Origin of the sequence: Hymenobacter psychrotolerans DSM 18569 (assembly GCF_900142395.1) — a bacterium.
Lineage (GTDB): Bacteria > Bacteroidota > Bacteroidia > Cytophagales > Hymenobacteraceae > Hymenobacter > Hymenobacter psychrotolerans.
The window spans coordinates 1-23929 of the sequence record NZ_FRAS01000002.1 but is presented as its reverse complement, the minus strand read 5'-3'; the positions used below and the strand labels follow the sequence as shown (position 1 = coordinate 23929).

Annotated in this window: 21 protein-coding genes, 1 tRNA gene and 1 pseudogene; 9 read left to right on the top strand and 14 right to left on the bottom strand. The window is 59.3% G+C overall.

Going from position 1 to position 23929, the window contains the following annotated elements; genetic code table 11:
• Nucleotides 1-13 precede the first annotated feature (13 nt).
• Nucleotides 14-2491 carry a polysaccharide biosynthesis tyrosine autokinase gene (locus tag BUE15_RS02925; protein ID WP_073281217.1) on the bottom strand — a complete coding sequence of 826 codons (2478 nt, stop codon included), beginning with the start codon at nt 2489-2491 and terminating at the stop codon, nt 14-16.
• Between the two features lie 53 nt (nt 2492-2544).
• Nucleotides 2545-3432: a polysaccharide biosynthesis/export family protein gene (locus BUE15_RS02920; RefSeq protein WP_211617575.1), complete on the bottom strand. Its 888-nt coding sequence runs from the start codon at nt 3430-3432 to the stop codon at nt 2545-2547.
• 278 nt (nt 3433-3710) lie between these two features.
• Between BUE15_RS02920 and BUE15_RS02915 the strand changes: the two genes are divergently transcribed.
• From BUE15_RS02915 to hpf, 4 genes are all read left to right on the top strand, one after another.
• Nucleotides 3711-4850, top strand: coding sequence for an acyl-CoA dehydrogenase (locus BUE15_RS02915; RefSeq protein ID WP_073281215.1), 1140 nt, complete (start codon nt 3711-3713; stop codon nt 4848-4850).
• Nucleotides 4851-4965: 115 nt separating this feature from the next.
• A complete protein-coding gene (rpsU, locus tag BUE15_RS02910) occupies nt 4966-5163 on the top strand; it encodes a 30S ribosomal protein S21 (RefSeq protein ID WP_073281214.1) in 198 nt (65 codons plus the stop codon).
• Between the two features lie 146 nt (nt 5164-5309).
• A complete protein-coding gene (locus BUE15_RS02905) occupies nt 5310-6197 on the top strand; it encodes a tyrosine-type recombinase/integrase (RefSeq protein WP_073281213.1) in 888 nt (295 codons plus the stop codon).
• 37 nt (nt 6198-6234) lie between these two features.
• The gene (hpf, locus tag BUE15_RS02900; protein WP_073281212.1) at nt 6235-6534 is read left to right on the top strand and encodes a ribosome hibernation-promoting factor, HPF/YfiA family; all 300 of its coding nucleotides are present in this window, start codon (nt 6235-6237) and stop codon (nt 6532-6534) included.
• Nucleotides 6535-6619: 85 nt separating this feature from the next.
• On the opposite strand, the gene metK is transcribed toward hpf, so the two are convergent.
• Nucleotides 6620-7882: a methionine adenosyltransferase gene (metK, locus tag BUE15_RS02895; RefSeq protein WP_073281211.1), complete on the bottom strand. Its 1263-nt coding sequence runs from the start codon at nt 7880-7882 to the stop codon at nt 6620-6622.
• Between the two features lie 206 nt (nt 7883-8088).
• Between metK and BUE15_RS02890 the strand changes: the two genes are divergently transcribed.
• The gene (locus tag BUE15_RS02890) at nt 8089-8925 is read left to right on the top strand and encodes a phosphatase PAP2 family protein (RefSeq protein ID WP_073281210.1); all 837 of its coding nucleotides are present in this window, start codon (nt 8089-8091) and stop codon (nt 8923-8925) included.
• Nucleotides 8926-9013: 88 nt separating this feature from the next.
• On the opposite strand, the gene BUE15_RS02885 is transcribed toward BUE15_RS02890, so the two are convergent.
• From BUE15_RS02885 to rpmH, 8 genes are all read right to left on the bottom strand, one after another.
• The gene (locus tag BUE15_RS02885; RefSeq protein WP_073281209.1) at nt 9014-11497 is read right to left on the bottom strand and encodes a prolyl oligopeptidase family serine peptidase; all 2484 of its coding nucleotides are present in this window, start codon (nt 11495-11497) and stop codon (nt 9014-9016) included.
• A 171-nt stretch (nt 11498-11668) separates the two neighbouring features.
• Nucleotides 11669-12301, bottom strand: a complete 633-nt coding sequence (locus tag BUE15_RS02880; RefSeq protein ID WP_073281208.1) for an HD domain-containing protein — start codon at nt 12299-12301, stop codon at nt 11669-11671.
• Between the two features lie 31 nt (nt 12302-12332).
• Nucleotides 12333-13634 carry an APC family permease gene (locus BUE15_RS02875; RefSeq protein WP_073281207.1) on the bottom strand — a complete coding sequence of 434 codons (1302 nt, stop codon included), beginning with the start codon at nt 13632-13634 and terminating at the stop codon, nt 12333-12335.
• Nucleotides 13635-13784: 150 nt separating this feature from the next.
• Nucleotides 13785-14306, bottom strand: a complete 522-nt coding sequence (locus tag BUE15_RS02870; protein ID WP_073281206.1) for a DUF2480 family protein — start codon at nt 14304-14306, stop codon at nt 13785-13787.
• A 30-nt stretch (nt 14307-14336) separates the two neighbouring features.
• Entirely contained in the window at nt 14337-15035 is a 699-nt protein-coding gene (tsaB, locus tag BUE15_RS02865; RefSeq protein WP_073281205.1) for a tRNA (adenosine(37)-N6)-threonylcarbamoyltransferase complex dimerization subunit type 1 TsaB, read from the bottom strand.
• A 209-nt stretch (nt 15036-15244) separates the two neighbouring features.
• A complete protein-coding gene (locus tag BUE15_RS02860) occupies nt 15245-16936 on the bottom strand; it encodes a S41 family peptidase (protein WP_073281204.1) in 1692 nt (563 codons plus the stop codon).
• Nucleotides 16937-16964: 28 nt separating this feature from the next.
• Nucleotides 16965-17375, bottom strand: a complete 411-nt coding sequence (locus tag BUE15_RS02855) for a ribonuclease P protein component (protein WP_244535859.1) — start codon at nt 17373-17375, stop codon at nt 16965-16967.
• Nucleotides 17376-17424: 49 nt separating this feature from the next.
• Nucleotides 17425-17583 carry a 50S ribosomal protein L34 gene (rpmH, locus tag BUE15_RS02850; RefSeq protein WP_073281202.1) on the bottom strand — a complete coding sequence of 53 codons (159 nt, stop codon included), beginning with the start codon at nt 17581-17583 and terminating at the stop codon, nt 17425-17427.
• A gap of 242 nt (nt 17584-17825) precedes the next feature.
• On the opposite strand from rpmH, the gene BUE15_RS02845 reads away from it, so the two are divergent.
• Nucleotides 17826-19562 (top strand): M61 family metallopeptidase, encoded by a 1737-nt coding sequence (locus BUE15_RS02845; protein ID WP_073281201.1) that lies wholly within the window; start codon nt 17826-17828, stop codon nt 19560-19562.
• A gap of 75 nt (nt 19563-19637) precedes the next feature.
• Complete coding sequence (locus tag BUE15_RS02840; RefSeq protein WP_139252104.1) at nt 19638-20402, top strand: hypothetical protein; 765 nt, start codon at nt 19638-19640, stop codon at nt 20400-20402.
• Nucleotides 20403-20512: 110 nt separating this feature from the next.
• On the opposite strand, the gene BUE15_RS02835 is transcribed toward BUE15_RS02840, so the two are convergent.
• The 3 genes from BUE15_RS02835 to BUE15_RS02825 form a co-directional block, all read right to left on the bottom strand.
• Nucleotides 20513-20755, bottom strand: a complete 243-nt coding sequence (locus BUE15_RS02835; protein WP_139252103.1) for a hypothetical protein — start codon at nt 20753-20755, stop codon at nt 20513-20515.
• Between the two features lie 136 nt (nt 20756-20891).
• A complete protein-coding gene (locus tag BUE15_RS02830) occupies nt 20892-21824 on the bottom strand; it encodes a PfkB family carbohydrate kinase (RefSeq protein ID WP_073281198.1) in 933 nt (310 codons plus the stop codon).
• 190 nt (nt 21825-22014) lie between these two features.
• Nucleotides 22015-22088 (bottom strand) — tRNA-His (locus BUE15_RS02825).
• A 142-nt stretch (nt 22089-22230) separates the two neighbouring features.
• On the opposite strand from BUE15_RS02825, the gene BUE15_RS02820 reads away from it, so the two are divergent.
• The gene (locus tag BUE15_RS02820; RefSeq protein WP_073281197.1) at nt 22231-23658 is read left to right on the top strand and encodes a DEAD/DEAH box helicase; all 1428 of its coding nucleotides are present in this window, start codon (nt 22231-22233) and stop codon (nt 23656-23658) included.
• A gap of 112 nt (nt 23659-23770) precedes the next feature.
• Nucleotides 23771-23929, top strand: a pseudogene (locus BUE15_RS22680) (IS982 family transposase); the annotation flags it as partial.

Below are 23929 nucleotides of genomic sequence, written 5' to 3'. Positions count from 1 at the left end.
TCCGGGGTTCCGATCAGGAAAACCGCTTGCGCAGCCGCTTCACCATTCCTTCTTCCGGCTTGGTGTCTTCATAATATCCCTGCCCATAGCCGTAGCCGTAGCCGTAACCATAGCCGTAGCCATAAAGCCCGCTGGCCGTAGAGTCGTTGAGGATAGTGCTGAGGCGGGTGAAGCCGTTGGCCCGCATCACCTTGTTGATGTTTTTCAGGAAGGCTTTTTTGGAGTAGTTGGCCCGCACGATATAGATTGGAATGTCGGCCTTCCGCATGATCAGAATACCGTCCGTGACAAGGCCAACCGGCGGTGTATCAATCAGAATGACATCGTAGATCTGATGCAGTTCGGCCAGCATATCATCGAACTTGGTGCTCAGAATCAGCTCCGACGGGTTGGGCGGGGTAGGTCCGGCTGAAATAAAGTCGAGCGTCGGAATGGAGGTGTGTTGGATACACTCCTGAATCGTGTGCTTCTCAATCAGGATGGTGCTCACGCCCTTCACGTTCTCCGCCCCGAAGGCCAGGTTGACCTTTGGCTTGCGCATATCCAGGTCCAGAATCACCACCCGCTGCTCCGAAAGCGCAATAATGCCGCCCAGGTTTACCGAAACAAATGTTTTCCCTTCACCTGATATGGTGGACGTTACGGAAATCAGCCGCTTTTTCTTGGCCGAGCTGATAAAGTCCAGGTTGGTCCGAATCGAGCGGATGGATTCAGAAATAGCCGATTTGGGATTTTTGTCGACCACCAGCTTCGACACGGACATCTTCTCCTTGTCGTAAGTCGGGATTACGCCCAAAACGGAGGCGCTGGTAGCCCGCTCTAGCTCGCGCACGTTGGTTACGGTGTTGTGCATGAAGTAGCGCACCGCCATCAGCGCCAGGCCCAGCACAATTCCGCTGGCCAGCCCAATGGCGTAGACCATCAATTTCACGGGCGAAATAGGCTCGCCCGGCATGCTGGCCGGCGACAGAATCTGGAAGTCGGGCGTAGTACCGGCTTTGGCGATATTGAACTCCACCATCTTGTCCATCAGCATCAGATACGATTTCTCGTAGAGCTCCAGAGGACGCGTGAGCCGAGCCAGTTCGGTAGCTTTCTGGGGCAGCGTCTGCAGTTCTGAGGTAATGGAATTACGCTGCCGGTCGAGTGCGGCCAGCTGGCCCGCGAGTAAGTCCCGGCTCTGCTTGAGCGTCCGGCGCAGATTGCCTCTCACGTAGCTCAGCGCTTCCCGCTGCTGCTGCACGGCCTCCGTAGTTTCCTTGTAGGAGCGGGACAAGCGGCGCAGATTCCATTGCAGGCTGTTTACCTCGGTGAGTTGCTGGGAGAGTTGCGGATTCTCGATAGTGGCCAGAGCCGGAATGCTTTCCTCCACCGTCAGGTCTTCGCGGGCAGTGATGGTGCCTTGCTCAGCCAATGCGGCCACTTCATTCAGCAGCCTGATTTTCTCGACCAGCCTCAGCCGCTCTTCTTCCTGCTTTTCCAGTCGCCCGGTCAGGTCACCGATGGTGGCTTTTACGTCGTAGGTCTTATTCTGGCGGGCGAAGCTCTGCAGATTTTCTTCCGCTACAGCCAGGTTTTGCCGGTTTTCGGCCAGCTGCTGCTGCAGAAACTGAAGGGTTTGCGCAGTAGCAGCCTGCTTCTGCGCAATCTTTTCCTGCAGGTATACCGTGTCTATTTTATTGACAATGGCGCGGGCTTTGGCTGGCGTAAAGTCCTGAAAGGAAATCTGGATGGTATTGGCATCCGGATTTACTATCTCCACCAGCAGGTTGCGGTCGAGGTAGCTGTTGATGGTCCCTTCGTCATTAATCGTAAAGTGATAGTTGTTGTCGAGCGTAGTAGCGCCCATGTACGCAGTAGGCCGCAGGCGCAGCGTCATACCGCCTATCCTGAACGGCTGATTGACGGTATGCTCGCTAGTTTGTTCCTGACCGCCCTGCAGATAGGAAATCCGGAACTTCTGCGGGCTGGTGAAAACGACGCTGAACTTGGTATTATAAAGGATGTCTCCTTCGTAGTCGACCCGAAAAGGAGAAACGCCATACAGCTCTGTTTCCAGCACAGTCCCCTCGGCGTAGTAGTTCACATCCAGATCCAGCGAATCCTTCAGCCGGCGGTAGATAATATTAGACTTGATAAGCTCAACTTCACCCGAGAGCTTGCTGATGCTCTGGCGGCCTGCCACACCTTCACCCAATGCGCCACCCAAACCGAGGGCGCCGGCTTCGGTTTTCTCGTCAATCTTCAGCAAGGAAGATGATTTATAGACGGGCTTGGTATAGCGCAGGAACAGCCAGGAACCCGTAATTCCGAGCCCAATAAGCAGCAGCAGCCAGATCAGGCTGCGCCGCACCACCATCAGCAGGGTATCAAAATCCAGTCCGCCTCCCTCTTCCACTACTTCCGACTCGGCAGACACAGTGCTTGCTCCACCGGAACCAGTAGCATTACGGATCAACTCTTCCAGTTCGGCGTTTTCGTTAACGGCCATTGAATGATATCAGGAGTTCAGCTCAGAAAGGAAAGGGTGCCTACAGCTACACGCTAACGTGTCAGAGTAATAATAAGACTGATGCTGGTCAGGAAAAGTCCTGCCAGACCCAGTAACGGGGCGGCGTCATTCAATGCATCAATAAACGGCCGCCGGATGGGCTCGATGTAGACAATGTCGTTGGGCTCCATCTGTAGGTTGGCCCGCCGCATACCATTGATTGTGGTTAGATCTACTTGTTCAATCTGTGGGTTTTTCAAATCTCCACGAATAATACGGATGTTGGATACTTTGCCACCCGAACGGTACAAGCCGGTGGCGCCACCTGCGGCCCCATCTACACCACCAGATGCGGCCAGCACTTCCAGCAGGTTCATATTATCGTTGGTGAGCGGAACGACGCGCCCCCCGGGTGAGCCCAACACGATTACGCGGTTGTTCGTTACCCGGGTCGTGACGAAAACTCCTTTGTAGAACTCGCTGTATTTGATCTGCAGCAAGCTGTCGGCCTGCAGCAGCGTGTAGCCGCTTAGCTTTACCCGGTTGATGAGGGGAAGCGTAACGTAGCCATCGGTCTGCACCAGAAACTCAGAGAAGTTGGCGGTTTGCCCGGCCCCCTGCCCGGCCCCTGCTGCAGGCGAGCTACTGCCTTGGGTGCTTCCGCCGCCACGGCTTCCGGCGCTGGGTAGCGAGATACCGCCGGGAGGAGTACCAAACTGCAATTCCCCGTTAGGATCAATTATCCGTTCGCCATTATTGGTGTAGACCCGCACCGCCAGAAAATCATTCGGCTGGATTGCGTAATTTCGATTTACGCGGTTTACTACCCGCCGCAGCTTGGTGGTATCTACGCCCTTGCCTTCTTCATCCAGCCGGAACATTACGCGCTGCTTGTACACCTCATTGGAGCAGGAAAACAGTCCGAGAAATGGTATACACAACAGCCAAAGGAAAGCAAGGCGGCGGAATGCGGATGGATACATGCAGGCTGAAGGAGCCGAAAAGTTAGGGAACGGGCCCTGGCAAGGCGACGTCCAGTTACGGAAGATTCTCTAAAAAACCTTCAAAGGTAACCGAATTGGCGGCCTGTTTCAAATTTAGACCCACCTACCGGAATTCTGCACGCGGCTGGCCGCCACCAAAATCGTACTTTCGCGGACCCTAAACCGGCCCTTACCGGTTATGCCTCTACTTCCCACCAACTTTATTGCTCTTGCCCATGGAACTGGTAGCTACCGAAAACCAGACAATGATTGCCCAGATGGTGCGCGACTTTGGCGCGCAGCACATCAAACCCCACATGATGAAGTGGGACGAAAGCCAGGAATTCCCGGCAGAAGTATTCCACAAGCTTGGTGAACTGGGCCTGATGGGTGTGCTGGTGCCCCAGGAGTACGGAGGCGCTGGTTTCGGCTACACTGAATACGTAACGGCTATTGCCGAGCTGTCGAAGATTGACGGCAGCATCGGGCTAAGCATGGCGGCGCACAACTCACTCTGCACCGGCCATATTCTGCAGCACGCTTCCGAGGAGCAGAAGCGCAAGTACCTGCCCAAGCTGGCCTCCGGCGAATGGATTGGAGCCTGGGGCCTGACCGAACCCAATACGGGCTCGGATGCCGGCAACATGCGCACAGTGGCCGTAGAAGACGGTGACCATTACGTACTGAACGGCGCCAAAAACTTCATCACGCACGGCAAAACCGGCAACGTAGCCGTTGTTATTGCCCGCACCGGCGAAGTCGGCGACTCACACGCCATGACGGCCTTCATCATTGAGCGGGGCACGCCCGGCTTCGAGGCTGGCCGCAAAGAAGACAAGCTGGGCATGCGCGCTTCCGAAACCACTGAGCTGATTTTCACTGACTGCCGCGTGCCGAAGGAAAACGTTATCGGTAAGGTAGGCGACGGATTTGTGCAGGCATTGAAGGTGCTGGACGGTGGCCGCATCAGCATTGCGGCGCTCAGCCTGGGCATTGCGCAGGGCGCCTACGAGGCAGCTTTGCAATACTCTAAGGAGCGTCATCAGTTCAACCAGCCTATCAGCAATTTCCAGGGCATCGGCTTCAAGCTGGCGGACATGGCTACCGAAATCGAGGCGGCCTCGCTGCTCACCTACCGCGCCGCCGATATGAAGGACCGCGGCCTCAACGTGAACCGTGAGTCGGCCATGGCCAAGCTGTATGCATCCGAAGTATCGGTGCGCGTGGCCAATGAGGGCGTGCAAATCTTCGGCGGCTACGGCTACACCAAAGATTATCCGGCCGAGAAGTACTACCGCGACGCCAAGCTCTGCACCATCGGCGAAGGCACTTCCGAGATTCAGAAGCTGGTTATTGCCCGCACACTGCTCAAGTAGCGTATCGGGCAGGCAGGGCAGCTCAGACAAAAATCCGGAGAATCCGTTTTTAATCTTCCAACTCTCTGATTATCTTTGCGGCCCTTCATAGAAGAGTTTTCAACCCCACTGACATATGATCATCGTACAAATCAAGGAAAACGAGTCGGTTGACCGCGCACTGAAGCGTTTCAAGAAGAAATTCGAGCGCACGGGCGTCCTGAAAGAACTGCGTCGCCGCACCTTCTTCCAGAAGCCGTCCATCACCAACCGTAAGCAGAAGCAGAAGGCCATCTACAAGCAGGTGACCTACGGCAACGACAACAACGCGTAGCGTTCTGCTCTTTCCCGATTAAAAACCGGCTGATGCCCATTTTTGGCGCGCCAGCCGGTTTTTTCGCGTACATACCGCAGCAGTTTTTTTCTTCCGCTGAAATCCATACATTGGTTATCCGGCCCTAGCGGTCGGGTCTTCGATGTATGGATTTATTTTTCAATTACCTGCGGTCTGAGCGGCGCTACAGTGCCCACACGCTGCTGTCGTACCAGACGGATCTGCGGCAGTTTGCGGCGTATCTGCTGGCCACTTACGAGCTACCGGACCCGGCTCAGGCCGACCACACGCTGATCCGCTCCTGGGTTGTGACGCTGATGCAGCAGGACCTGGATCCGCGCACCGTCAACCGCAAAATTGCCTGTCTGCGCTCCTACTTCAAGTTTCTGCTGACGACGGGCGTCATCAGCCGCAACCCCATGCTGCGCATCAAGGCCCCCAAAATGGCCAAGAAGCTGCCCGATTTCGTGCCCGAGGACAGCCTGAACGGGTTGCTTAACTCCTTTGAGTTTCCGGATACTTTCGCCGGCATCCGCGACCAATTGGTGCTGGAGCTGCTCTACGGCACGGGCATCCGCCTTTCCGAGCTTATTGGAATTCGGCCGGATGATGTGAGCCTGCCCGGCCAGACGGTGCGCGTGACCGGCAAAGGCAACAAGCAGCGCATTGTGCCGCTCAACCCGACGCTGGTAGCTGTGCTGACCAACTATATAGCGTTTCGCAAACGCGAGTTTGGTCCGGAAGGCAACGCCCAGGCGACGCTGCTCGTTACGGATAAAGGTGAACCGCTGTACGAAAAGCTGGTGTATCGGACTGTGAAGCACTATTTGAGTCAGATAACCACCGCTTCGTCGCAACAGCACCCGCACGTGCTGCGGCACTCATTTGCTACCCATCTGCTCAATAAAGGCGCCGACCTGAACGCCATTAAGGAGTTGCTGGGCCACGCAAATCTGGCCGCCACGCAAGTCTACACGCACCTGTCTATCGACAAGCTGAAATCTGTTTTTGAACAGGCCCACCCAAAGGCCTGAGTTGTTTCTTTCTCTTACCTCCCAAACCCTACGCACGATGAAAGTACAGATGCATTCGGTGCACTTTGACGCCGACCAAAAACTGCTCGATTTCATCCAGAAACGCCTCGACAAGCTCGAAACCTTCTATGACCGTGTCACGGAAGGTGAAGTGATTCTGAAGTTGAATAATAAAGATGGTATTGCGAACAAAACGGTGGAAGTAAAGCTGTTTGTCCCTGGGGCAACGCTGTTTTCGCAGGAAGACGCGCCTTCTTTTGAAGCCGCCGCCGATGCCGCCGCCGACAGCCTGAAACGCCAGATTACTAAATACAAAGAGAAGCTGCTGGCCCACTAGAATCCAGCAGACTTAATTACATAAAAAGCCCCGCCTGATTTCAGGCGGGGCTTTTTATGTGGTATTCTACGTGAATTCCGGCGGCTTACAGGCCGAATTCAGCTTTAATCCTGTCGACGTAGTCCAGCTTTTCCCACGTGAAGGTTTCCACCGTGCGGGTAGTGCCATCGGCGTTCTGCACCTGCTTGGTACCAGGCTGGCGGCCCATGTGCCCATAGGCGGCCGACTCGGCAAAAATGGGGTTTTGCAGGCCCAGGCGCTGCACAATGGCGTACGGGCGCAGGTCGAACAGCTTCTGCACTCGCTCGGCAATTTCGCCGTCGGTGAGTTGCTGGCCGAATGAACCGGTGGCTTTGGTGGTGCCATACGTCGTGACAAACACGCCTACCGGCTCGGCTACGCCAATGGCGTAGGCGACCTGCACCAGCACCTGGTCGGCTACCCCGGCTGCGGCCAGATTCTTGGCAATGTGGCGCGCTGCGTAGGCTGCCGACCGGTCAACTTTCGAGGAATCCTTGCCGGAAAAGGCGCCGCCGCCGTGGGCACCTTTGCCGCCGTACGTATCCACGATGATTTTGCGGCCCGTGAGGCCGGAGTCGCCGTGCGGGCCTCCGATGACGAACTTACCGGTCGGGTTGATGTGGTAGGTGATGTCGTCGGTGAACAGGGCCTGTACTTCTTCGCCCAGCTGCGCTTTCACGCGCGGCACCAGAATCGTTTTGATGTCTTGCTCGATCTGCTTGAGCATGGTTTGCTCGTCCTGGTCGAACTCGTCGTGCTGCGTGCTTACTACAATGGTTTCGATGGCAACCGGCGTGTTGTCGTCGTTGTAGCGGATGGTCACCTGGCTTTTGGCGTCGGGCCGCAGGTAGGTCATTTCCTGGCCGGCTTTCCGGATGGCCGACAGCTCGCGCAGCAACCGATGCGACAGGTCGAGGGCCAGCGGCATGTAGTTTTCGGTTTCGCGGGTAGCGTAGCCGAACATCATGCCCTGGTCGCCGGCGCCCTGCTCCTCGGGCTTGGCGCGTTCCACACCCTGGTTGATATCGGCTGACTGCTCGTGCAGGCGGTTCATCACCTCACAGGTGTCGGCGTTGAACAGGTATTCGGGCTTGTCGTAGCCAATTCGGCGGATAACGTCCCGGATGATGGGCTCCGCCTCTACGTGGGCTTTCGATTTAATCTCGCCGGCTACCAGCGCAAAATCCGTTGTTACGAGGGTTTCGCAGGCTACTTTGGAAGCAGGGTCCTGGCGAAGATACTCATCGAGAATAGCGTCAGAAATCTGGTCGGCTACTTTATCGGGGTGGCCTTCCGAAACAGATTCGGAGGTGAACAGGTACGGCATCAGCTTGTAGGGTAGAGTACGCGAGGGGCCGGCAGCCCCTGCCCTGCTGGTAATGCAGGGCTGCAAAGCTACTATTTAGTTAGGAGTTGCGAGCCATGAGTCGCTATGAGGAAAGCTCATGCTTTAGCAAACTGCTCGTTGCGCATAGCTTAACCTCAAGCATAAAATTGCCGTTGAAACGCTACTCTCCCCTTTTATTCCTACCAATGAAGCACCTTTCAACCCTGACCCTGGCCGTCGGTTTGCCGGCGGCCGGCGCTCCTGCGGCCACACAGGCCCAGCAGGCCTCTTCTCCCTACCGCACTCGTTTCGCCGTTGACGGGCCCATTACGCTGGGTCTGGCGGGCACCAATGTGCTGGGCCTGTACCTGATTCAGCAGAAAACCGGCCTCACGGATGCTGAAGTGGCCAACCTGCGCGTGGAGGACGTACCGAAGTTCGACCGGTTTGTAGCCGGCAACTACGACGAAAATTCCCGCACCAGGAGCGACTACCTGTTTTATGGCTCACTGGCGGCGGCACCGGCGTTTCTGGCGCTGAACCCGGCCACCCGAGGACGCTACGGGCAGGTGGTAGGCCTGTATGTGCAGTCGGTGGCGGTAACGGGGGCCCTGTTTACTATAACGGCCGGCACGGTGTACCGGTACAGGCCGCTCACGTACAGCAATGAGGCTTCCAGCGCCCAGCGCACCCGTAAAAACGCCACTAATTCGTTCTTTGCCGGCCACACTGCCACTACGGCTACAGCTACGTTCTTCGCCGCCAAAGTCTTCCACGATTTCAACCCCGACTCGCGGGCCCGGCCCTATGTATGGGGAGCCGCGGCGCTCATTCCGGCGGCCGTAGGCTACTACCGCCTGGACGCCGGCAAGCACTTCCTTTCCGATAACCTGCTGGGCTACACCATTGGAGCGGCGGCCGGTATTTTGGTGCCCCAGCTGCACAAAACGGCAGGCCGCAACGGCTTCTCCGTGTCGCCGATGCAGGGCATCAACGCCAACGGCTACAGCTACGGCGGTTTTGCTTTCACCAAGCCGCTCTAACCCTACCCTACCGAAAACACGCCGGGCCCACCCTTGCTGCTCCCAGGAGTAGTGAGGGTGGGCCCGGCGTGTTTTCGGTAGGGTAGGGTTAGCGGGCGCCGGTTCCGGCGCCGCTACCGCCTGAAGCAGGCTCGGCAGGCTTCAAATTGGTTTCGAAGAGTTTGAGGATGCGCTTGTACTCGTCGGTCCAGGAGGAAGGCTCTACGAAGCCGTGGTCTTCCACCGGGTATACGGCCAGCTCCCAGTTTTCCTTTTTCAGCTCGATGAGGCGCTGCGAGAGGCGCACAATGTCCTGGAAGTGCACGTTGGTATCGACCATGCCGTGGCACATGAGCAACGCCCCTTTCAGGCCGCTGGCGTAGTTGATGGGCGAGGAGCGGGCGTAGGCCAGGGAGTCGTTGTAGGGCTCGTTGAGGATGTTGTCGGTGTAGCCGTGGTTGTAGTGTGCCCAGTCCGTGACGGAGCGCAGGGCCGCGCCGGCCCGGAATACGTCGGGCTGCGTGAACATGGCCATCAGCGTGATAAAGCCGCCGTAGCTGCCGCCATAAATACCGATACGCTGCGCGCTGACCCCGTATTTTTCGGTGAGCAGTTTGGCGCCGTCCACGTGGTCGGTGAGGTCTTTGCCGCCCATGTAGCGGTAGATGCCGGTGCGCACGTCGCGGCCGTAGCCAGCCGAGCCCCGGTAGTCGATATCGAGCACCGTGTAGCCTTTGTCGACCAGCAGGTTGTGGAACATGTACTCGCGGAAATACTGGCTCCACCACTTGTGCGCGTTCTGCAGGTAGCCGGCGCCGTGCACGAAAACAACGGCCGGGCCCTGTGCTACGGCATTGGCAGGACGGTACAGACGAGCATATACATCGGCTCCGTCGCGGGCTTTGATGGTCACGATTTCCGGGTCGCGCCAGGGGTAGCTTTCAAATTCCGGTGTAGTGCTGTGCGTCAGCTGCCGCATTTTGGCGCCCGCCTTGTTGTCCATCACAAACAGCTCCCAGGGCTTGGTGGCGTAGCTGTAGCGCACGGCCAGCGTTTTGCCGTCCGGCGACACCGTGACTTCATTGGCGCCGGTGCGGGTGGTAATCTGCTGGAGCGGGCCGCCATCCAGCCGCATATGGTAGAAGTGCTGCTCGCCGGGATGCGTGGCGTTGGCGCTCAGGTACCACGTCTTTTGGTCGCGGCTGAGCTGGGCTTTCTGAATTTCGAACTTACCGCTGGTCAGGGCTTTTTTCTGGCCGTTGGTTACGTCCACGGTGTAGAGGTGGGAGTAGCCGGTTTCCTCGCTCTGGAACCAGACGCGGCGGTTGTCGGGCAGCCAGCCCACGTTGCCGGCGCCGTAGCCAATACCCGGCCCGTTGATCCAGGCTTCGTCGCGCTGGCGGTCCAGCAGCGTGATTTTCTGGGCGGCCGGGTCCAGGGCCACAATCCATCGGTCCTTGTTGTCGGTGGAGCGCACCACCAGAAACGCGCGCTGCCCGTCTTCCGACCAGAACGGCCCGAACGGCTGCACGCGGCGCAGCTCGTTGGCGGGTTTTTCCTTTTTGGCGGTAGCCGCGGCCTTAGCCGAATCGGCGGGCATGGGGGCCTTAGCGGGCAGCTGGTATTCCTTGCGGTAGGCCGGCTGCTCATCCAGTCCTTTCAACTCCCGGTAGCCCAGCACGAAGGTCGTGTCGCGGGCTACATCGTACATCCCCAGCTCGTAGGCAGTCTGCGGAGCGCCTACTTTGGTGCGGGTCGAAATGTCCTCGGTGAAGCCCGAGGCCGTCACGAAGCTGGGCACCAGCGCTACTTTCTCGCTGGAGGGCTCCTGCATGAGCGTGTAGGTCACGTAGCGGCCATCGGGGCTGAGCTGCAGATTGCTCACTTGCTGCTGCCCGATGTAGATGGCCTTAGGACGCAGCTTGGCCAGCGCTTTCTGCTGCCGCTCCCGCGCCTGCCGGTCCTGGTCTTTCTGCCGAATCACCTCAAACAAGGCCAGTTGCTGGGCCCGTAGGTAGCGCTCCGACTTGTCGTTGGGCTGGCCGTTGGATGGCTTGCTGCCTTTGCGGAAATCGGAACGCTGGGTGGTTTCGCCGGTGGCGGGGTCCCAGGTATAAAGGTTCTGGCTGCGCACGTAGCTCACCAGCTTGCCCCGTAGCGCAAAGTTTGGCTCGGTTTCGCGCTCGGCGGTATTTGTAATGCGGCGCGTTTTCTGGGTTTTCAGGTCCAGTAGATAGATGTCACCGTCTTTCTCGTAGACTTTCCGGGTGTAGGAGGCATCGTACTCGCCGGTGCTGGCGGGCAGGGTGCGCTGCTCGCGCCAGCTTACTTTGCGCGGCGTTGCGCTGCCGGTCGGGGCCACCTGGTAGAGCGAGTCGCGGCGGTTTTTATCGGGGTTCCAGTTGAAGAGGATGCGGCGGCCATCTTCGCTCCAGTATACACTGGAAGGGGCCGTGCCCAGCCACTGCGCCGGGTCGCGCATGATTTTATCGACCGTGAGCGGGCCCAGAGCGGCCGGAGCGGCGGGAGTCTGGGCCAGGGCCGGCGCCGACACGGCCAGCAGCAGGCCTAAAAGGCGTAGTTGGTGCATCATCAAAGCTACAATTCGAATTGAAAGATTGCCGTAGAGACGCGGTTTGCCCCTACGCGTTGCCGGAAGCCAGACAGCAGACCAGTCAATAGTGCATCTGTTGCTACGGCTTAGGTGGCCTCGGGCGGATGGTGTGCATGACGACCAGTCGGACGCCTCAGCGTCGGACCGGGCTTACAAGTCCCGCAACTCCTGTTGCAGGTTGCGGCGGGCGGCGGCTTCCAGGCGGGCGTGGTAGTCGGCGGTGCGGTAAAGGGCCGGGGCAGCCAGCATCTTCTCCAGCACTTTGCGGCGGCCCCGGCGGTACAAAATGCCCGGCACCATGCGGTATTCCTGCCGCACCTGCCGCGCGTATTCCTGGTAGCGCGCCTCCGGAGCGCCCAAAATACCCAGGTCGGCATCCAGGAAGAACAGCAGGTCAGCATCGTCGGGCGGCTGGGGCAGGGTGTGGTCTTTGGTGCGCTCAATCAGGAAGGCAACCCGCTCCTGCTGCACGGCGGAGAGAGATGTGGCAGCCAGAAACTCGCAGGCCAGCTCGGCGCTTTTCTCTTCATTATCGGAGCGCAGCGGCTCATACACGGCATCATGAAACCACACGGCCAGCTCTACCACCACCGCGTCCTGCAGCTGGTCGGCGGCAGTATCGGTGGCTTCCAGCAGCGCCTGAATGTGCGTGAGCGTGTGGTAGTGCCGGCCGGGAGCCTGATAGGCGGCCACCAACTGCTCCAGCATGGCGGTACGACGGCCTTCATCCGGGAGCAGCGGAGCCGTGAGACGGTGCCAGCGGGCAGCGAGGGAAGCAAGCATAGCAGAACAGCAACAAGAGGGACAGAATGCTTTACGCCCGACGGCGGCTCAGCGCATACGGCACCAGGCCGGCCAGCACCGTCAGCAGGCCGTAGAGGGACTCGGTGGGCTTGTCGTGGATGATGAACCAGAGCGTCCAGGCGCTGAGGGCCAGAAACAGCAGCGGCGTAACGGGGTAGCCCCAGGCGCGGTAAGGCCTCGGCAGATTCGGCTGGCGCCAGCGCAGCACAAACAGCCCCAGCACCGTCAGGAACGTGAACAGGTTGAGCACGAAGCCCGCGTAGAGTAGCACCTGCTCGAAGGTAGCCGTGACGATAAACAGCAGCGTGAGGCCGGTTTGCAGCAGCATGGCCCGCACCGGAATGCCCGCCGGACTCAGATGGGCCAGCGGCCGGAGCGGCGGCAAATCTTCGCCCATTACCTGCACAATGCGCGGCCCGGCAAAAATCATGGCGCTGATAGTGGACACCAGCAGGGCCGCAATCAGGCCGCCCATGAGCAGGCCGCCTGCTACGCCGAAAAGCTGGGTACCCGCAATAAAGCCTACTTCGGCCTGCCCTTCCAGCTGACTAAGCGGCGTTGAGTACAGAAAAACGAAGTTGAGCGCCACGTACAGCGCCATGACCAGCGCCGTGCCCGTGAGCAGGATGCGCGGCAGGGTGCGCTGCGGCTCCTCCACTTCGCCGGTGGCATACACCGCCGCGTTCCAGCCCGAATAAGCATACGACACATACACCAGCGACACCGCAAACGCCGGACTCAACAGCTCCTGCCCGGCCAGCGCCGTGGGCGCAAACGACAGGCCCTGTGGCACCGCCACCACCAGCCCCACCCCGATAAACGCCACCAGCACCAGCACCTTCACGGCCGTCACGAGTACCTGCAGGCGGCTGCCGGCCTGCCGGCTGGTTGCGTGCACCGCCGTGAGGGCCAGCACCACGGCCACCGGCAACAGCAGCGGCGGCAGCCCCGGCCATACGCTGCCCGCGTATTTGCCCAGCGCCATAGCCGCCAGCGCCGTGGGCGCCGCAAACCCCACCGTAGCCGATACCCAGCCCGATAAGAACCCCACGGCCGGGTGGTAGATGCGCGACAGATAGTGGTACTCGCCGCCCGAGCGGGGCAGCGCCGCCGCCAGCTCGCCATAGCTGAGTGCTCCGCACAGCGCCACCAGTCCGCCCACGGCCCACAGCATCAGCAGCGCAAACCCGGACTTGATGTCCACCACCTGAAACCCCAGGCTCGTGAATACGCCTGTGCCCACCATATTGGCCACTACAATGGATATACCGGTCAGGACACTGATTTTATAGACGGGGGCAGCTTGAGGCATGGACTAGAGGTTTTCGCGGCCAAAGATGCACAAACGCGCTACGCCAAGCGGCGTATGCGCAACGATACGCACTTTCCAAGGCCACCCAGACGCACGAAGGCCCGGCAGGTACACTGCCGGGCCTTCAAATAGTTGGGCAAGGAATGGGGGCTACGCCGCGCTGGTTTTGGGGCGCTTGTAGAGCGGCACCGTGCTGCACGGCTCACCATACATCACGCTGCTCACTACGGGCAGCAGCTTCTGCATGATGGCCACGTAGGCGTAAGTCGGCACTTCTTTCTCGCCGCAGCCTTTCACCACCACTTTCGCGTCGCGGTACTGCTCGGCGTCGATGCTGGCAATGGCTTCCTGAAACAGCTCCTGCTCCAGCGCTGCCAAATCACCGAACACGTAGCGGTGGGCGTGCCCCTGCAGCTTGGAAGCCAGCAGCATATAAGCCCAGGTAGGCACAATGGCATCGGCGGAGCAGATGATGGCCACGTTCTTGCCGTCGTACTGGCTCCAGTCGTGGGTTTTCACGAACTCGCGGAGGTCTTTTTCGCGCAGCATCAGGCCGTGAAACAGGTTGTCCTTGATGTCGTACACGACCCGCTCGCCGGGGTGCAGCAACTCCTCCAGATTCAGCGACGTGAGGGCGCTGGTAGCGACGCGGTTGATGAGGGTATCTTCCATGATCTATAGGTGCAGTAGGCCTGTTCGGCTTTACTTCGCTTTCGGGGTGGTGGTATACACTTCTTTCAGGTAAAACGGCTCGTAGTAGGCCACGTCCCGGAAATCAGCCCGCTTGTAGGCTTCTACCGCCAGCGCCCCCACAGCTACTGCCGAGGGCTCGATGCCGGCCAGAAACCCTACGGAAGGCTGGTCCTGAACGAGCGGCTGGAACTTAGCCGCGCCGTTTCCAAAGCATAACAAGCGGTGGTGGGCCATTTGTTCGGTCAGTGCGGCTTCGTCCAGAATCAGGGGCGTGGGAGCCAGCACTTCCGTGCCATCAGGACGGTACAGCGCGGTGTAGACTTCCATGCGGCGCGCGTCCAGCATGGGGCACAGCAGCAGGTCGGTGGTGGGCACCGTCACAGCGGCTACCTGCCGGGCCAGCGCCGCCAGCGTACTCACGGCCACCAGCGGAATGTCCAGCGCGTAGCACAGGCCCTTGGCCGCCGCCGCCCCAATCCGCAACCCCGTGTAGGAGCCCGGGCCGTCGCTCACGGCCACGGCCGCCACATCCGGCAGCGTGTGCAGCGTGTTTTCCAGCAGCTGGCTGATGAGCACACTCAGGTGCGAGGAGTGCGACTTTTCCAGCCGCAGCTCCGACTGCCCCACCAGCCGGCCATCATCTGCGCGGTGCAGCGATACGGAGCAAACAGGCGAGGAAGTTTCGAGGGAAAGGATGAGGCTAGGCATAGGGCAAAGGTAATAACTACCTCATCTGCTATGAATGTACTAATCCGTCTTCCACAGTCCGGAAAGAGGTGCAGGTCACAAACAGGCTCCAGTAAATCTGCCAGGGCTGCGTACAGGGACTAAAACCGCCCATCTAAATAAAAAACACGGCAGCTTCAATGTGAAGCTGCCGTGCTCATAGAGCGGTGCATACCGCCGGATTTCAATTTCTACTTCGCCGTGCCGGCGCCCTTGGTGCTGCTGGCGGCGTGGCCGCCGGGTTTGAGCAAGGCGGCGTAGCGGTTGGGGTCGTTGAGCACGTTCATGGCCATCAGGATGTTGGGGTCATCGTCGAAGGTGGCTTCAATCTGGCCCTTCTGGAAGTAGTACCGCGACACGATTTCCTGCTCCAGCAAATCCTTGATTTCGGGCTTGAAGCGGGTCAGGTCGTTGCTTTTGTTGGTGCTCACCTTGCGGCGCATGGCTTCCAGCTCGGTTTTCACGTCGTCGTAGTGCTTCTCGTCTTTCACCTTTTTGGTGAGGTCGGTGAGGGCTTTTTCGGCGTTGGTGCTGTAGCTGATGTCCTTGCCCTTCAGGTAGTCGGTGAACTTCGCGTACTCGGCATCCGTGAGCTTAAACTGTCGGGCCGGCGCAATACTGGCATGCTCGGAGCGGTAGCGGGTGGCGTAGTCGAAGAGGTAGCTTTTCTGGATGAGCACCCGCGTGATGTCCGCAATTTCGCGCTCCTGCACTTCCACGTCGGGCGCCACGCCGCCGCCATCATACACGGTGCGGCCAGCCTGCGTTTTGAACGCCGTGCGCAACGAGTCCGGCACTTTGCCCAGCGTGCCGTCGTCAGCGCGGTGCGCGTAGTCGATTTCCTGAATGCAGCGGCCGCTCGGAATGTAATATTTGGCTGTCGTCACCTTCAGTTGCGAGTTGTAGCTCAGCGGCCGCGTCGCCTGCACAAGGCCCTTGCCAAACGTCCGCTCCCCCACCACTACGGCCCGGTCGTAGTCCTGCAGCACCCCCGATACGATTTCCGAGGCCGAGGCCGAGCGGTTGCTCGTGATGATAACCACCGGAATCTGAGTGTCGAGCGGTACGTCCAGGGCCTTGTAGGTCTTGTTCCAGTCCGACACCTTGCCTTTGGTGCTCACGATGTCGAGGCCTTTGTCCAGGAACAGGTTGGCAATATTCACCGACTCGTTGAGCAGGCCGCCCGGATTGTCCCGAATATCGAACACGATTTTCTTGGCCCCCTGCTCCTTCAGCTTCGTTACGGCCATGCGCACCTCCTTGCCGGCCTCTACCGTGAAGCCGGAAAGCTGGAAGTAGCCGATGTCGTTGGTGAGCATACCGTAGTACGGCACGTTCTCCACCTGAATCTTGTCGCGCGTAATGTCGATGGCTACCGGCGCATCCTGGCCGTAGCGCGTCACCATCAGCTTCACCTGGGAGTTGGCCTGCCCCTTCAGCAGCTTGCTGATATCGGCGTTGTTCTTCTTCTCAACATTGACGCCGTTGATGGTCAGAATCTCGTCGCCGGGCAGCAGGCCGGCTTTCTGCGCCGGATAGCCTTCGTAAGCAGCCTGCACCACGGTCTTGCCGTTGCGCTTCACCACTACCGCCCCGATACCGCCGTACTGGCCCGTCGTGAGCGTCCGGAAATCCTCGATATCATCTTCCGGAATGTAGTTGGTATACGGATCCAGCGACTTGAGCATGGCGTCGATGCCGGTTTTTACCAGCTTGGCTGGCGGCACCTCGTCCACGTAGTAGGTATTCACCTCCTTGAAAAGAGTGGCGAAAATGTCCAGGTTTTTGGCGATTTCGAAGTACCGCTCATTATCGGAGCGGAAGGAAACCAGAAGCGCAGCCCCACCAAGGAGGGTACCGGCCAGTATAGACTTGTTGCGCATAGACAGGGAAAGGAGCAGATAAACGACCCTACGAAGCAGACGCCTCCCCTGCTTGCGGGGTTGCGTCGGTCAGCAAACGCTCCAGCCCTGAAATTAATTTTTTTTCAACCAGCGTGAAAGGCTTTTTTTCCTTGCCGGTATAGATAATTGCCAAAAGCCCGACAGCATGGCCTCCTTCGGCTTCTGTCAGGCGGTACTTGTTGAGGCGGTATGCTTCGCGCAGCAGGCGCTTCAAATAATTGCGGTCTACGGCGCGCTTGAAGCTGCGCTTGCTCACGCTCACCAGCACCTGCGGGGGCGCAGCAGTGCGCGCTTCGACGGGCAGCCAGATCAGCCGCAACGGGTATAAACCAAAAGAAGAACCCCGGCCGAAAAGCTGCTCAATGAGCTTCTTTCGACACAAGTGTTCTTCTTTCGGAAACGAGTAGGAGCGTGCCACCGGCATCGGAGATGAGTCGGTGGGCACGGCCACAGCCGTCGACAGCGGCTTAGCGCTTATGACGTCCTTCGTCGGATACGGTCAGGCGCTTGCGGCCTTTGGCACGACGACGGGCCAGCACGTTGCGGCCGTTAGCGGATTCCATACGGGTGCGGAACCCGTGCTTGTTGCGGCGCTTGCGCTGCGAAGGCTGAAAAGTACGTTTCATGATATGTCTGGTGACTCAATTACAGGTAGGGCCGGCAAAGGTAAGAGCTTGAGTTGGAAAAGCCAAAGTCTCCGGTTGCTTTTTCCGTGGCACCCACCGGTCATCTACTGAAAATTCAGGGCGTTGACGTCAGCAGCAGAGGCTGTTTTACCGTATCAAAGGCGGCGTACTATCCGCTTTTTTCGGCCGGATAGGCGTACCTTCGCGGCAGGTTTGCCGCCGCTCCGCCCCTACTTCCGGCTATGATTCACTACTACGTTTCGTTCGAGAACCCGCTTACTTTTTACGTGCAGCTGCACATGACCTTCGAGGTGCCCGCCGCCGGCCCCGAAACCGTGGAGCTGCAGCTGCCTGCGTGGCGCCCAGGACGCTACGAGCTGCAGAACTTCGCCCAGAAGCTGCAGCACGTGGAAGTAGTGGATGCCGCTTCGCAGGAAGTGCTGGGCGTGCGCAAGCTCACGAAGGACCGGTGGGAAGTGAGCGGAGTGCAGGGCCGAACGGTGCAGGTACGCTACAATTTCTACGCGCACCAGATGGATGCCGGCGGCTCCTGGCTCGATGAGACCCAGCTCTACCTGAACCCGGTGCAGGGCTTTATGTACGTGGAAGGCCGCCAGCACGAGCCCTGCCAGGTGCAGCTCCAACTGCCCGACGGCTGGCAGCTGGCCTGCGGCCTGCCCCAGAGCGGCCCCAACGTGCTGCAGGCCCAGAGCTTCGACCACCTGGCCGATTCGCCGCTCATTGCCAGCCCCACGCTGCAATACCGCAACTACGAGGTGCAGGGCCTGCCGTTCTACATCTGGATTCAGGGCGAGTGCGCCCCGGACTGGCAGCGGCTGGTAACGGACTTCCGGGCCTTCAGCGCGGAACAGCTGGCATTATTCGGCTCATTTCCGGCGCAGGATTACCACTTCCTCAACCAGATTCTGCCCTATAAGCACTACCACGGCGTCGAGCACCTCAACTCCACGGTGATTACGCTGGGCCCGGCTGAGCTGCTGATGACCGAGGGCCTGTACAAGGAGCTGCTGGGCGTCAGCTGCCACGAGCTGTTCCACGCCTGGAACATCAAGAGCATCCGGCCCGCCGAGATGCAGCCCTACGACTACTCCAAGGAAAATTACTTCCGCACCTGCTTTATAGCGGAGGGCATCACGACGTACTACGGCGAGTACCTGCTGGCCCGGGCCCAGGTGCGCACCGCCGGGCAGTATTTCGCGGAGCTGAACACCGTGCTACGCAAGCACTACGACGACTACGGCTGCTACCACCTGTCCCTGGCCGATGCCAGCATGGATCTGTGGCTGGACGGCTACAAGCCCGGCATTCCGGACCGCAAAGTATCGGTCTACCACAAAGGCGCGCTGGTGGCGTTGCTGCTCGATCTTACGCTGCGCCGCCTCTCCCAGCACCAGCGCAGCCTCGATGACGTAATGCGCCGCCTGTGGGAGGAATTCGGCAAAACCGGCATTGGTTATACTGAGGACGACTACGGCCGCATTGTAATGGACGTGGCCGGGCGCGACATGACGGCCTATTTCGACAAGTTCATTTATGGCACGGCGCCGCTGGAAGAGCCGCTGGACAAGGCCCTGAGCTTTGTGGGTTGCACGCTGCGCATCGAAGAGAATATGTCGGTTTCCGAAGGCCTGTTCGGGTTCCGGACGGTGGTGAAAAACGAGCGGACGGAAGTCACGGACATTCTGCCCGGCTCCCCGGCCGCCGCCGCCTTCACCGTAGACGACGAAATAGTGGCCGTGAACGGGCGCCGCGTGGACATGAATCTGCAGAGCCTGCTCTCTACCAGCCCCGAGCAGCACTACGAAGTGAGCGTGTTCCGGCAGAACCGGCTGCTGACCGTGCCACTGACCGCGCAGGAAGGCCAGCGGTTCTGGCAGAAGATTACGATTGAAAAGCTCCCGGAAGCTACTGCGGAGCAGCAGGCCAGCTTCAAAAATTGGTTGAAGCAGGAATTCTAAGCGCGGCGTTTTATCTCTACTCCCATGTTCCGGCTTCGCGCACTAGTAGTGGTTTTGCCACTGGCAGTGCTTTTGTTGAGTTGTTCTTTCCGCGGGCCCACCGAACGGAGCCAGCCCGGCGTTCCGATGGTGGCGCCCACGCCCCGGCTGCCCCGGCCGCTGCCGCCACGCATCTATCGCCTCGGCCACCTCGATACACTGGTGCAGGTACCGGGCCGGGTCCTGCCCATTCATCAGGCGTCGCGCGGAGTGTATGAGCGGCTACCGAAGCCGCTGGTGCTGCCCGCTACGCCGGCCTCCGCTGAAGAGGAAGAGACGTTCGACTTTGCGGCCGAAGAGCGGCAGCGCCTGCGGACGGCGGGCAAAACCGTGCGCCGCAGTGGCAATACCCTCTGGCTGTATCCCAGCAAAGCCAAGCCGCTGCAGCTACGCAACAACCCCGCGGAAAACCCCGATACCAACGTCGGCTATGAATACCTGTCCAGCCTGCCTGCCATTCATCAATGGCTGGTGGCGGTGCACCTGTACGAAGGCGGCTATTTTATGCTGGTTGATCAGCGGACCGGGCGCCGCACCCGCGTCTGGAGCCCGCCGGCCATTGCGCCCGACGGCCGGCATTTCGTGTGCGGCAACTCCGATGTGCTGGCCCGCTACGAGCCCAGCGGCCTGCAGCTGTGGTCGGTAGAAGGCAGCACGCTGCGGCTGCTGTGGGAGCGGCAGACGGAATGGGGCTGCACCCAGCCGCGCTGGCTCGACAACAAAACCATCCTCTTCGAACAGGACTTCTTCGACAACGGCGACGTGGACACCCGCGTGGTGCGCCTGACCGTAGTGCCCTGAGCTTGGAAGTGAGACTGTAAGAAGTGAGAGGTGAGACTTCCGTTCAACTGGCGTATTGCCAGAACGAAGGTCTCACCTCTCACTTCTTACAGTCTCACTTCTAAAAAAACCTAGTCGCCTTTGCGGCCAGGGCCTTTCTGGCTGCCGTCTACCGACATGGGCTTGTTGCCCTGTGGGTTGTTGCGGATGGGCGGAATGTTGTTTTCGCCCGATGAATTGCCGTCCGTGGTGTTGCCGCGGATGGATACGTTATTCACGTTCGGGTTCTGCACCTGCGTGCTTTTCTTTTTGGTATTGGCAGCCGGGTTGACAGAAGTCTGGTCGTTCGTCAGGTCGGTTTCTTTTTTGCTCATGCTCATGGCCGTGGGGATTTACGGGTAGATGAATATTCCTTTTACCCGCCAGCAGGCCGTGGGGTTGCGCAAAATCCGGGCAAGAAAAAGCCCCGAACCTGATGGCCGGGGCTTTCCTGTGCAAATGCGGTAGCGGCTACGAGGCGGCCACAGTAGCCGGCATCACGGCTACCAGGTCGGCAAACTGCTGCTCGCGCGCTTCAATTTCTTCCTGGCTCAGGTTCAGCAGGCGCTCCGTCCCGAACTTCTCTACGCAGAACGAAGCCATGGCCGAGCCGTGCACTACGGCCCGCTTCATGTTCTCGAAGCTGATGTCGTCGGTGGCGGCGAGGTAGCCGATGAAGCCGCCCGCGAAGGTGTCGCCGGCACCGGTCGGGTCGAATACTTCTTCCAGCGGCAGGGCCGGCGCGAAGAACACCTGCTTCTTATCAAACAGCAGCGCGCCATGCTCGCCCTTCTTGATAATGAGATACTTCGGCCCCATTTCCAGAATAATCTTGGCCGCTTTCACCAACGAGTGCTGGCCCGAAAGCTGGCGGGCTTCCTCATCGTTGATGCTGAGCACGTCCACCATTTCGATGGTCGTTTTGAGGTCTTCCAGTGCAATATCCATCCAGAAGTTCATCGTGTCCATCACGATAAGCTTGGGGCGGTTGACGAGGCGCTGAATAACGAGGCGCTGGGTCTGGGGAGTGAGGTTGCCCAGCATCAGGTACTTGCAGTCCTGGTAGGAGTCGGGCAGAATGGGGTCGAAATCGGCCAGCACGTTGAGCTCCGTTACCAGCGTTTCGCGCGAGTTGAGGTCGGTGGCGTACTTGCCCGACCAGAAGAACGACTTCTCGCCCTGCTTGATCTGCAGGCCTTCGGTATCGGCGCCGTGCTGCTGCAGCAGGGCAATATCCGACTGCGGAAAATCGTCGCCGACTACGGCCACCAGTTTCACCGGCTTCACGGAATAGCTCGCCGACAGCGAAATGTAGGTGGCAGCGCCCCCAATGATTTTGTCGGTTTTGCCAAAAGGCGTTTCCAGCGCGTCGAACGCCACGGACCCGATAACGACCAAACTCATACTCAAGAGAGAAAAAAGGTGATTCCTATACTATGTTGTTGCCTTGCAACGCCGCAAATATCCAAATCCTCCCGTAGTCGGGTAGATTTTCTTGGTACCACGGGCCCAAACCCTGCTTTTCAGAGCGCTCAAAACCTACTGCGTTGGCAAAGAAAAAGCCTCAGACACAATGCCTGAGGCTTTTAAAGAGGGTAAATAATGGGGCTCGAACCCACGACCTTCGGAATCACAATCCGACGCTCTAACCAGCTGAGCTATATCTACCGTGTGTGCTATTGAGCAACAAAAGTAGCGCCTGACAGCATATTTACAAATTCTGCCGGGTATTTTTTTCTGGCAAGATGGCCGTGGCTGCATGGCCCGCCGGCATTAGCCGTACCTTTGCCTCTCGTAATACCCTTTTGCCATGTCTGATACGCCGCAGCCGCTCGCCTTTTCCGATTTCAAACTTAACAAGCAACTGCTGACGGCCGTAGCCGAAGCCGGCTTCACGGAGCCCACTCCCGTGCAGCAGCAAACCATTCCGCTGCTGCTGGCCGGCCACGATGTGCTGGGCATCGCCCAGACGGGCACGGGCAAAACCGCCGCCTTCGGGCTGCCGCTGCTCATGAAGGTCAAGTACGCGCAAGGCACCCATCCGCGCGCCCTCGTGCTGGCTCCCACCCGCGAGCTGGCCATGCAGCTGGAAAGCCACCTCAAGAAGCTGGCCGCCAACACCGACCTGCGCATTTTTGCCATCTACGGCGGGTTGGGGCCCAAAACCCAGATCGAAACCATTGCGCAGGGCGTCGATATTCTGATTGCCACACCCGGCCGCCTGCTGGAGCTGTACCTGCGTGGCGACCTGATGCTGAAGGAGCTGAAGACGCTGGTGATGGATGAGGCCGACAAGATGATGGATATGGGCTTCATGCCCCAGATCCGGCGCATTCTGGAAGTTATTCCGAGCAAGCGGCAGAACGTGCTGTTCTCGGCGACCATGCCCGATAAGGTGACGGTGCTGAGCGAGGAGTTTCTGGAGTTTCCGGTGCGCGTGGAAGTCACGCCGGCCGCTACTTCGGCCCAAACCGTTACGCAGGAGTTGTATCAGGTGCCCAACCTGCTCACCAAAATCAACCTGCTGGAGTACCTGCTCCTGGACTGGGATACGTTCCATCGGGTGCTGATTTTTACGCGTACCAAAGAGCACGCCGACAATGTGGCCAGCTTCCTGCACCGCAAAGCCCACGGCGAGGTGCGCGTTATTCACGGCAACAAAGGCCAGAACGTGCGCATCAACGCCATGGAAGCCTTTAAGGCCGGCGAAATCCGGTTTCTGGTGGCTACCGACGTGGCTGCCCGCGGTATCGACGTGCCGCAGGTGAGCCACGTCATTAACTTCGATGTGCCGCTGGTCTACGACGACTACGTGCACCGCATCGGGCGGACGGGGCGGGCCCAGCACACCGGCGCGGCCATCACCTTCGCTAACGAAGCCGAAATGCACCACATGGAGCGCATTGCGGAACTGATCCGGCAGGAAATTCCGCTGGTGCCGCTGCCGCCCGAAGTGACCGTAATGCCGACCATGTTTGAGGAGCAGCAGGACATGGACCGCGAGAAAGACGAACGGCGCAAGCGCGAGGACCCCACGTTCAAAGGGGCTTTCCACGAGCGCAAGGAGTGGATCAAGCCCGGCGTGACCATAGACAAGCGCACCGGCCGACCCTTCGTGGCAGGCCCTAGCCGAAGCAAAAAAGGCAGCAAGGCCAACTCCACAAAAGGCAGCGACTCGCGCCCTGGCGCCAAAGCCGTGAAAGCTGCCCGCGCCAAAGCCCGTACCCGGCGTAAATGAGTGAGTGAATGGTAAAAAACCCAAGTTGCGGAGTAGGTTGGCGCTAAAAAAAGTCTGTTCCGCACGGGAAAGACGAGGTTTGAAGTATTCGACCCCTTCAAGCCCCCTTCCTATGACAGAACAGACCGTGGCAATGTACTGCTTCATCGACGATTTTCTGCGCGCCACGCGTCCCCAGGCTCCGCACAAGCGCCACCTCTCCGACGCTGAACTGCTGACCACAGCGCTACTGGCGGCCCGCTTTTTCGGCGGCAATCTGGCCGCCGCCCGC

What these genes read in the sequence shown, in the direction of transcription:
- BUE15_RS02830 (WP_073281198.1), bottom strand. Translation starts at nt 21,824, where the DNA reads ATGAGTTTGGTCGTTATCGGGTCCGTGGCGTTCGACGCGCTGGAAACG.
- BUE15_RS02905 (WP_073281213.1), top strand. Translation starts at nt 5,310, where the DNA reads ATGGATTTATTTTTCAATTACCTGCGGTCTGAGCGGCGCTACAGTGCC.
- BUE15_RS02885 (WP_073281209.1), bottom strand. Translation starts at nt 11,497, where the DNA reads ATGATGCACCAACTACGCCTTTTAGGCCTGCTGCTGGCCGTGTCGGCG.
- metK (WP_073281211.1), bottom strand. Translation starts at nt 7,882, where the DNA reads ATGCCGTACCTGTTCACCTCCGAATCTGTTTCGGAAGGCCACCCCGAT.
- rpsU (WP_073281214.1), top strand. Translation starts at nt 4,966, where the DNA reads ATGATCATCGTACAAATCAAGGAAAACGAGTCGGTTGACCGCGCACTG.
- BUE15_RS02890 (WP_073281210.1), top strand. Translation starts at nt 8,089, where the DNA reads ATGAAGCACCTTTCAACCCTGACCCTGGCCGTCGGTTTGCCGGCGGCC.
- rpmH (WP_073281202.1), bottom strand. Translation starts at nt 17,583, where the DNA reads ATGAAACGTACTTTTCAGCCTTCGCAGCGCAAGCGCCGCAACAAGCAC.
- BUE15_RS02835 (WP_139252103.1), bottom strand. Translation starts at nt 20,755, where the DNA reads ATGAGCAAAAAAGAAACCGACCTGACGAACGACCAGACTTCTGTCAAC.
- BUE15_RS02880 (WP_073281208.1), bottom strand. Translation starts at nt 12,301, where the DNA reads ATGCTTGCTTCCCTCGCTGCCCGCTGGCACCGTCTCACGGCTCCGCTG.
- BUE15_RS02915 (WP_073281215.1), top strand. Translation starts at nt 3,711, where the DNA reads ATGGAACTGGTAGCTACCGAAAACCAGACAATGATTGCCCAGATGGTG.
- hpf (WP_073281212.1), top strand. Translation starts at nt 6,235, where the DNA reads ATGAAAGTACAGATGCATTCGGTGCACTTTGACGCCGACCAAAAACTG.
- BUE15_RS02860 (WP_073281204.1), bottom strand. Translation starts at nt 16,936, where the DNA reads ATGCGCAACAAGTCTATACTGGCCGGTACCCTCCTTGGTGGGGCTGCG.
- BUE15_RS02875 (WP_073281207.1), bottom strand. Translation starts at nt 13,634, where the DNA reads ATGCCTCAAGCTGCCCCCGTCTATAAAATCAGTGTCCTGACCGGTATA.
- BUE15_RS02870 (WP_073281206.1), bottom strand. Translation starts at nt 14,306, where the DNA reads ATGGAAGATACCCTCATCAACCGCGTCGCTACCAGCGCCCTCACGTCG.
- BUE15_RS02845 (WP_073281201.1), top strand. Translation starts at nt 17,826, where the DNA reads ATGATTCACTACTACGTTTCGTTCGAGAACCCGCTTACTTTTTACGTG.
- tsaB (WP_073281205.1), bottom strand. Translation starts at nt 15,035, where the DNA reads ATGCCTAGCCTCATCCTTTCCCTCGAAACTTCCTCGCCTGTTTGCTCC.
- BUE15_RS02820 (WP_073281197.1), top strand. Translation starts at nt 22,231, where the DNA reads ATGTCTGATACGCCGCAGCCGCTCGCCTTTTCCGATTTCAAACTTAAC.
- BUE15_RS02925 (WP_073281217.1), bottom strand. Translation starts at nt 2,491, where the DNA reads ATGGCCGTTAACGAAAACGCCGAACTGGAAGAGTTGATCCGTAATGCT.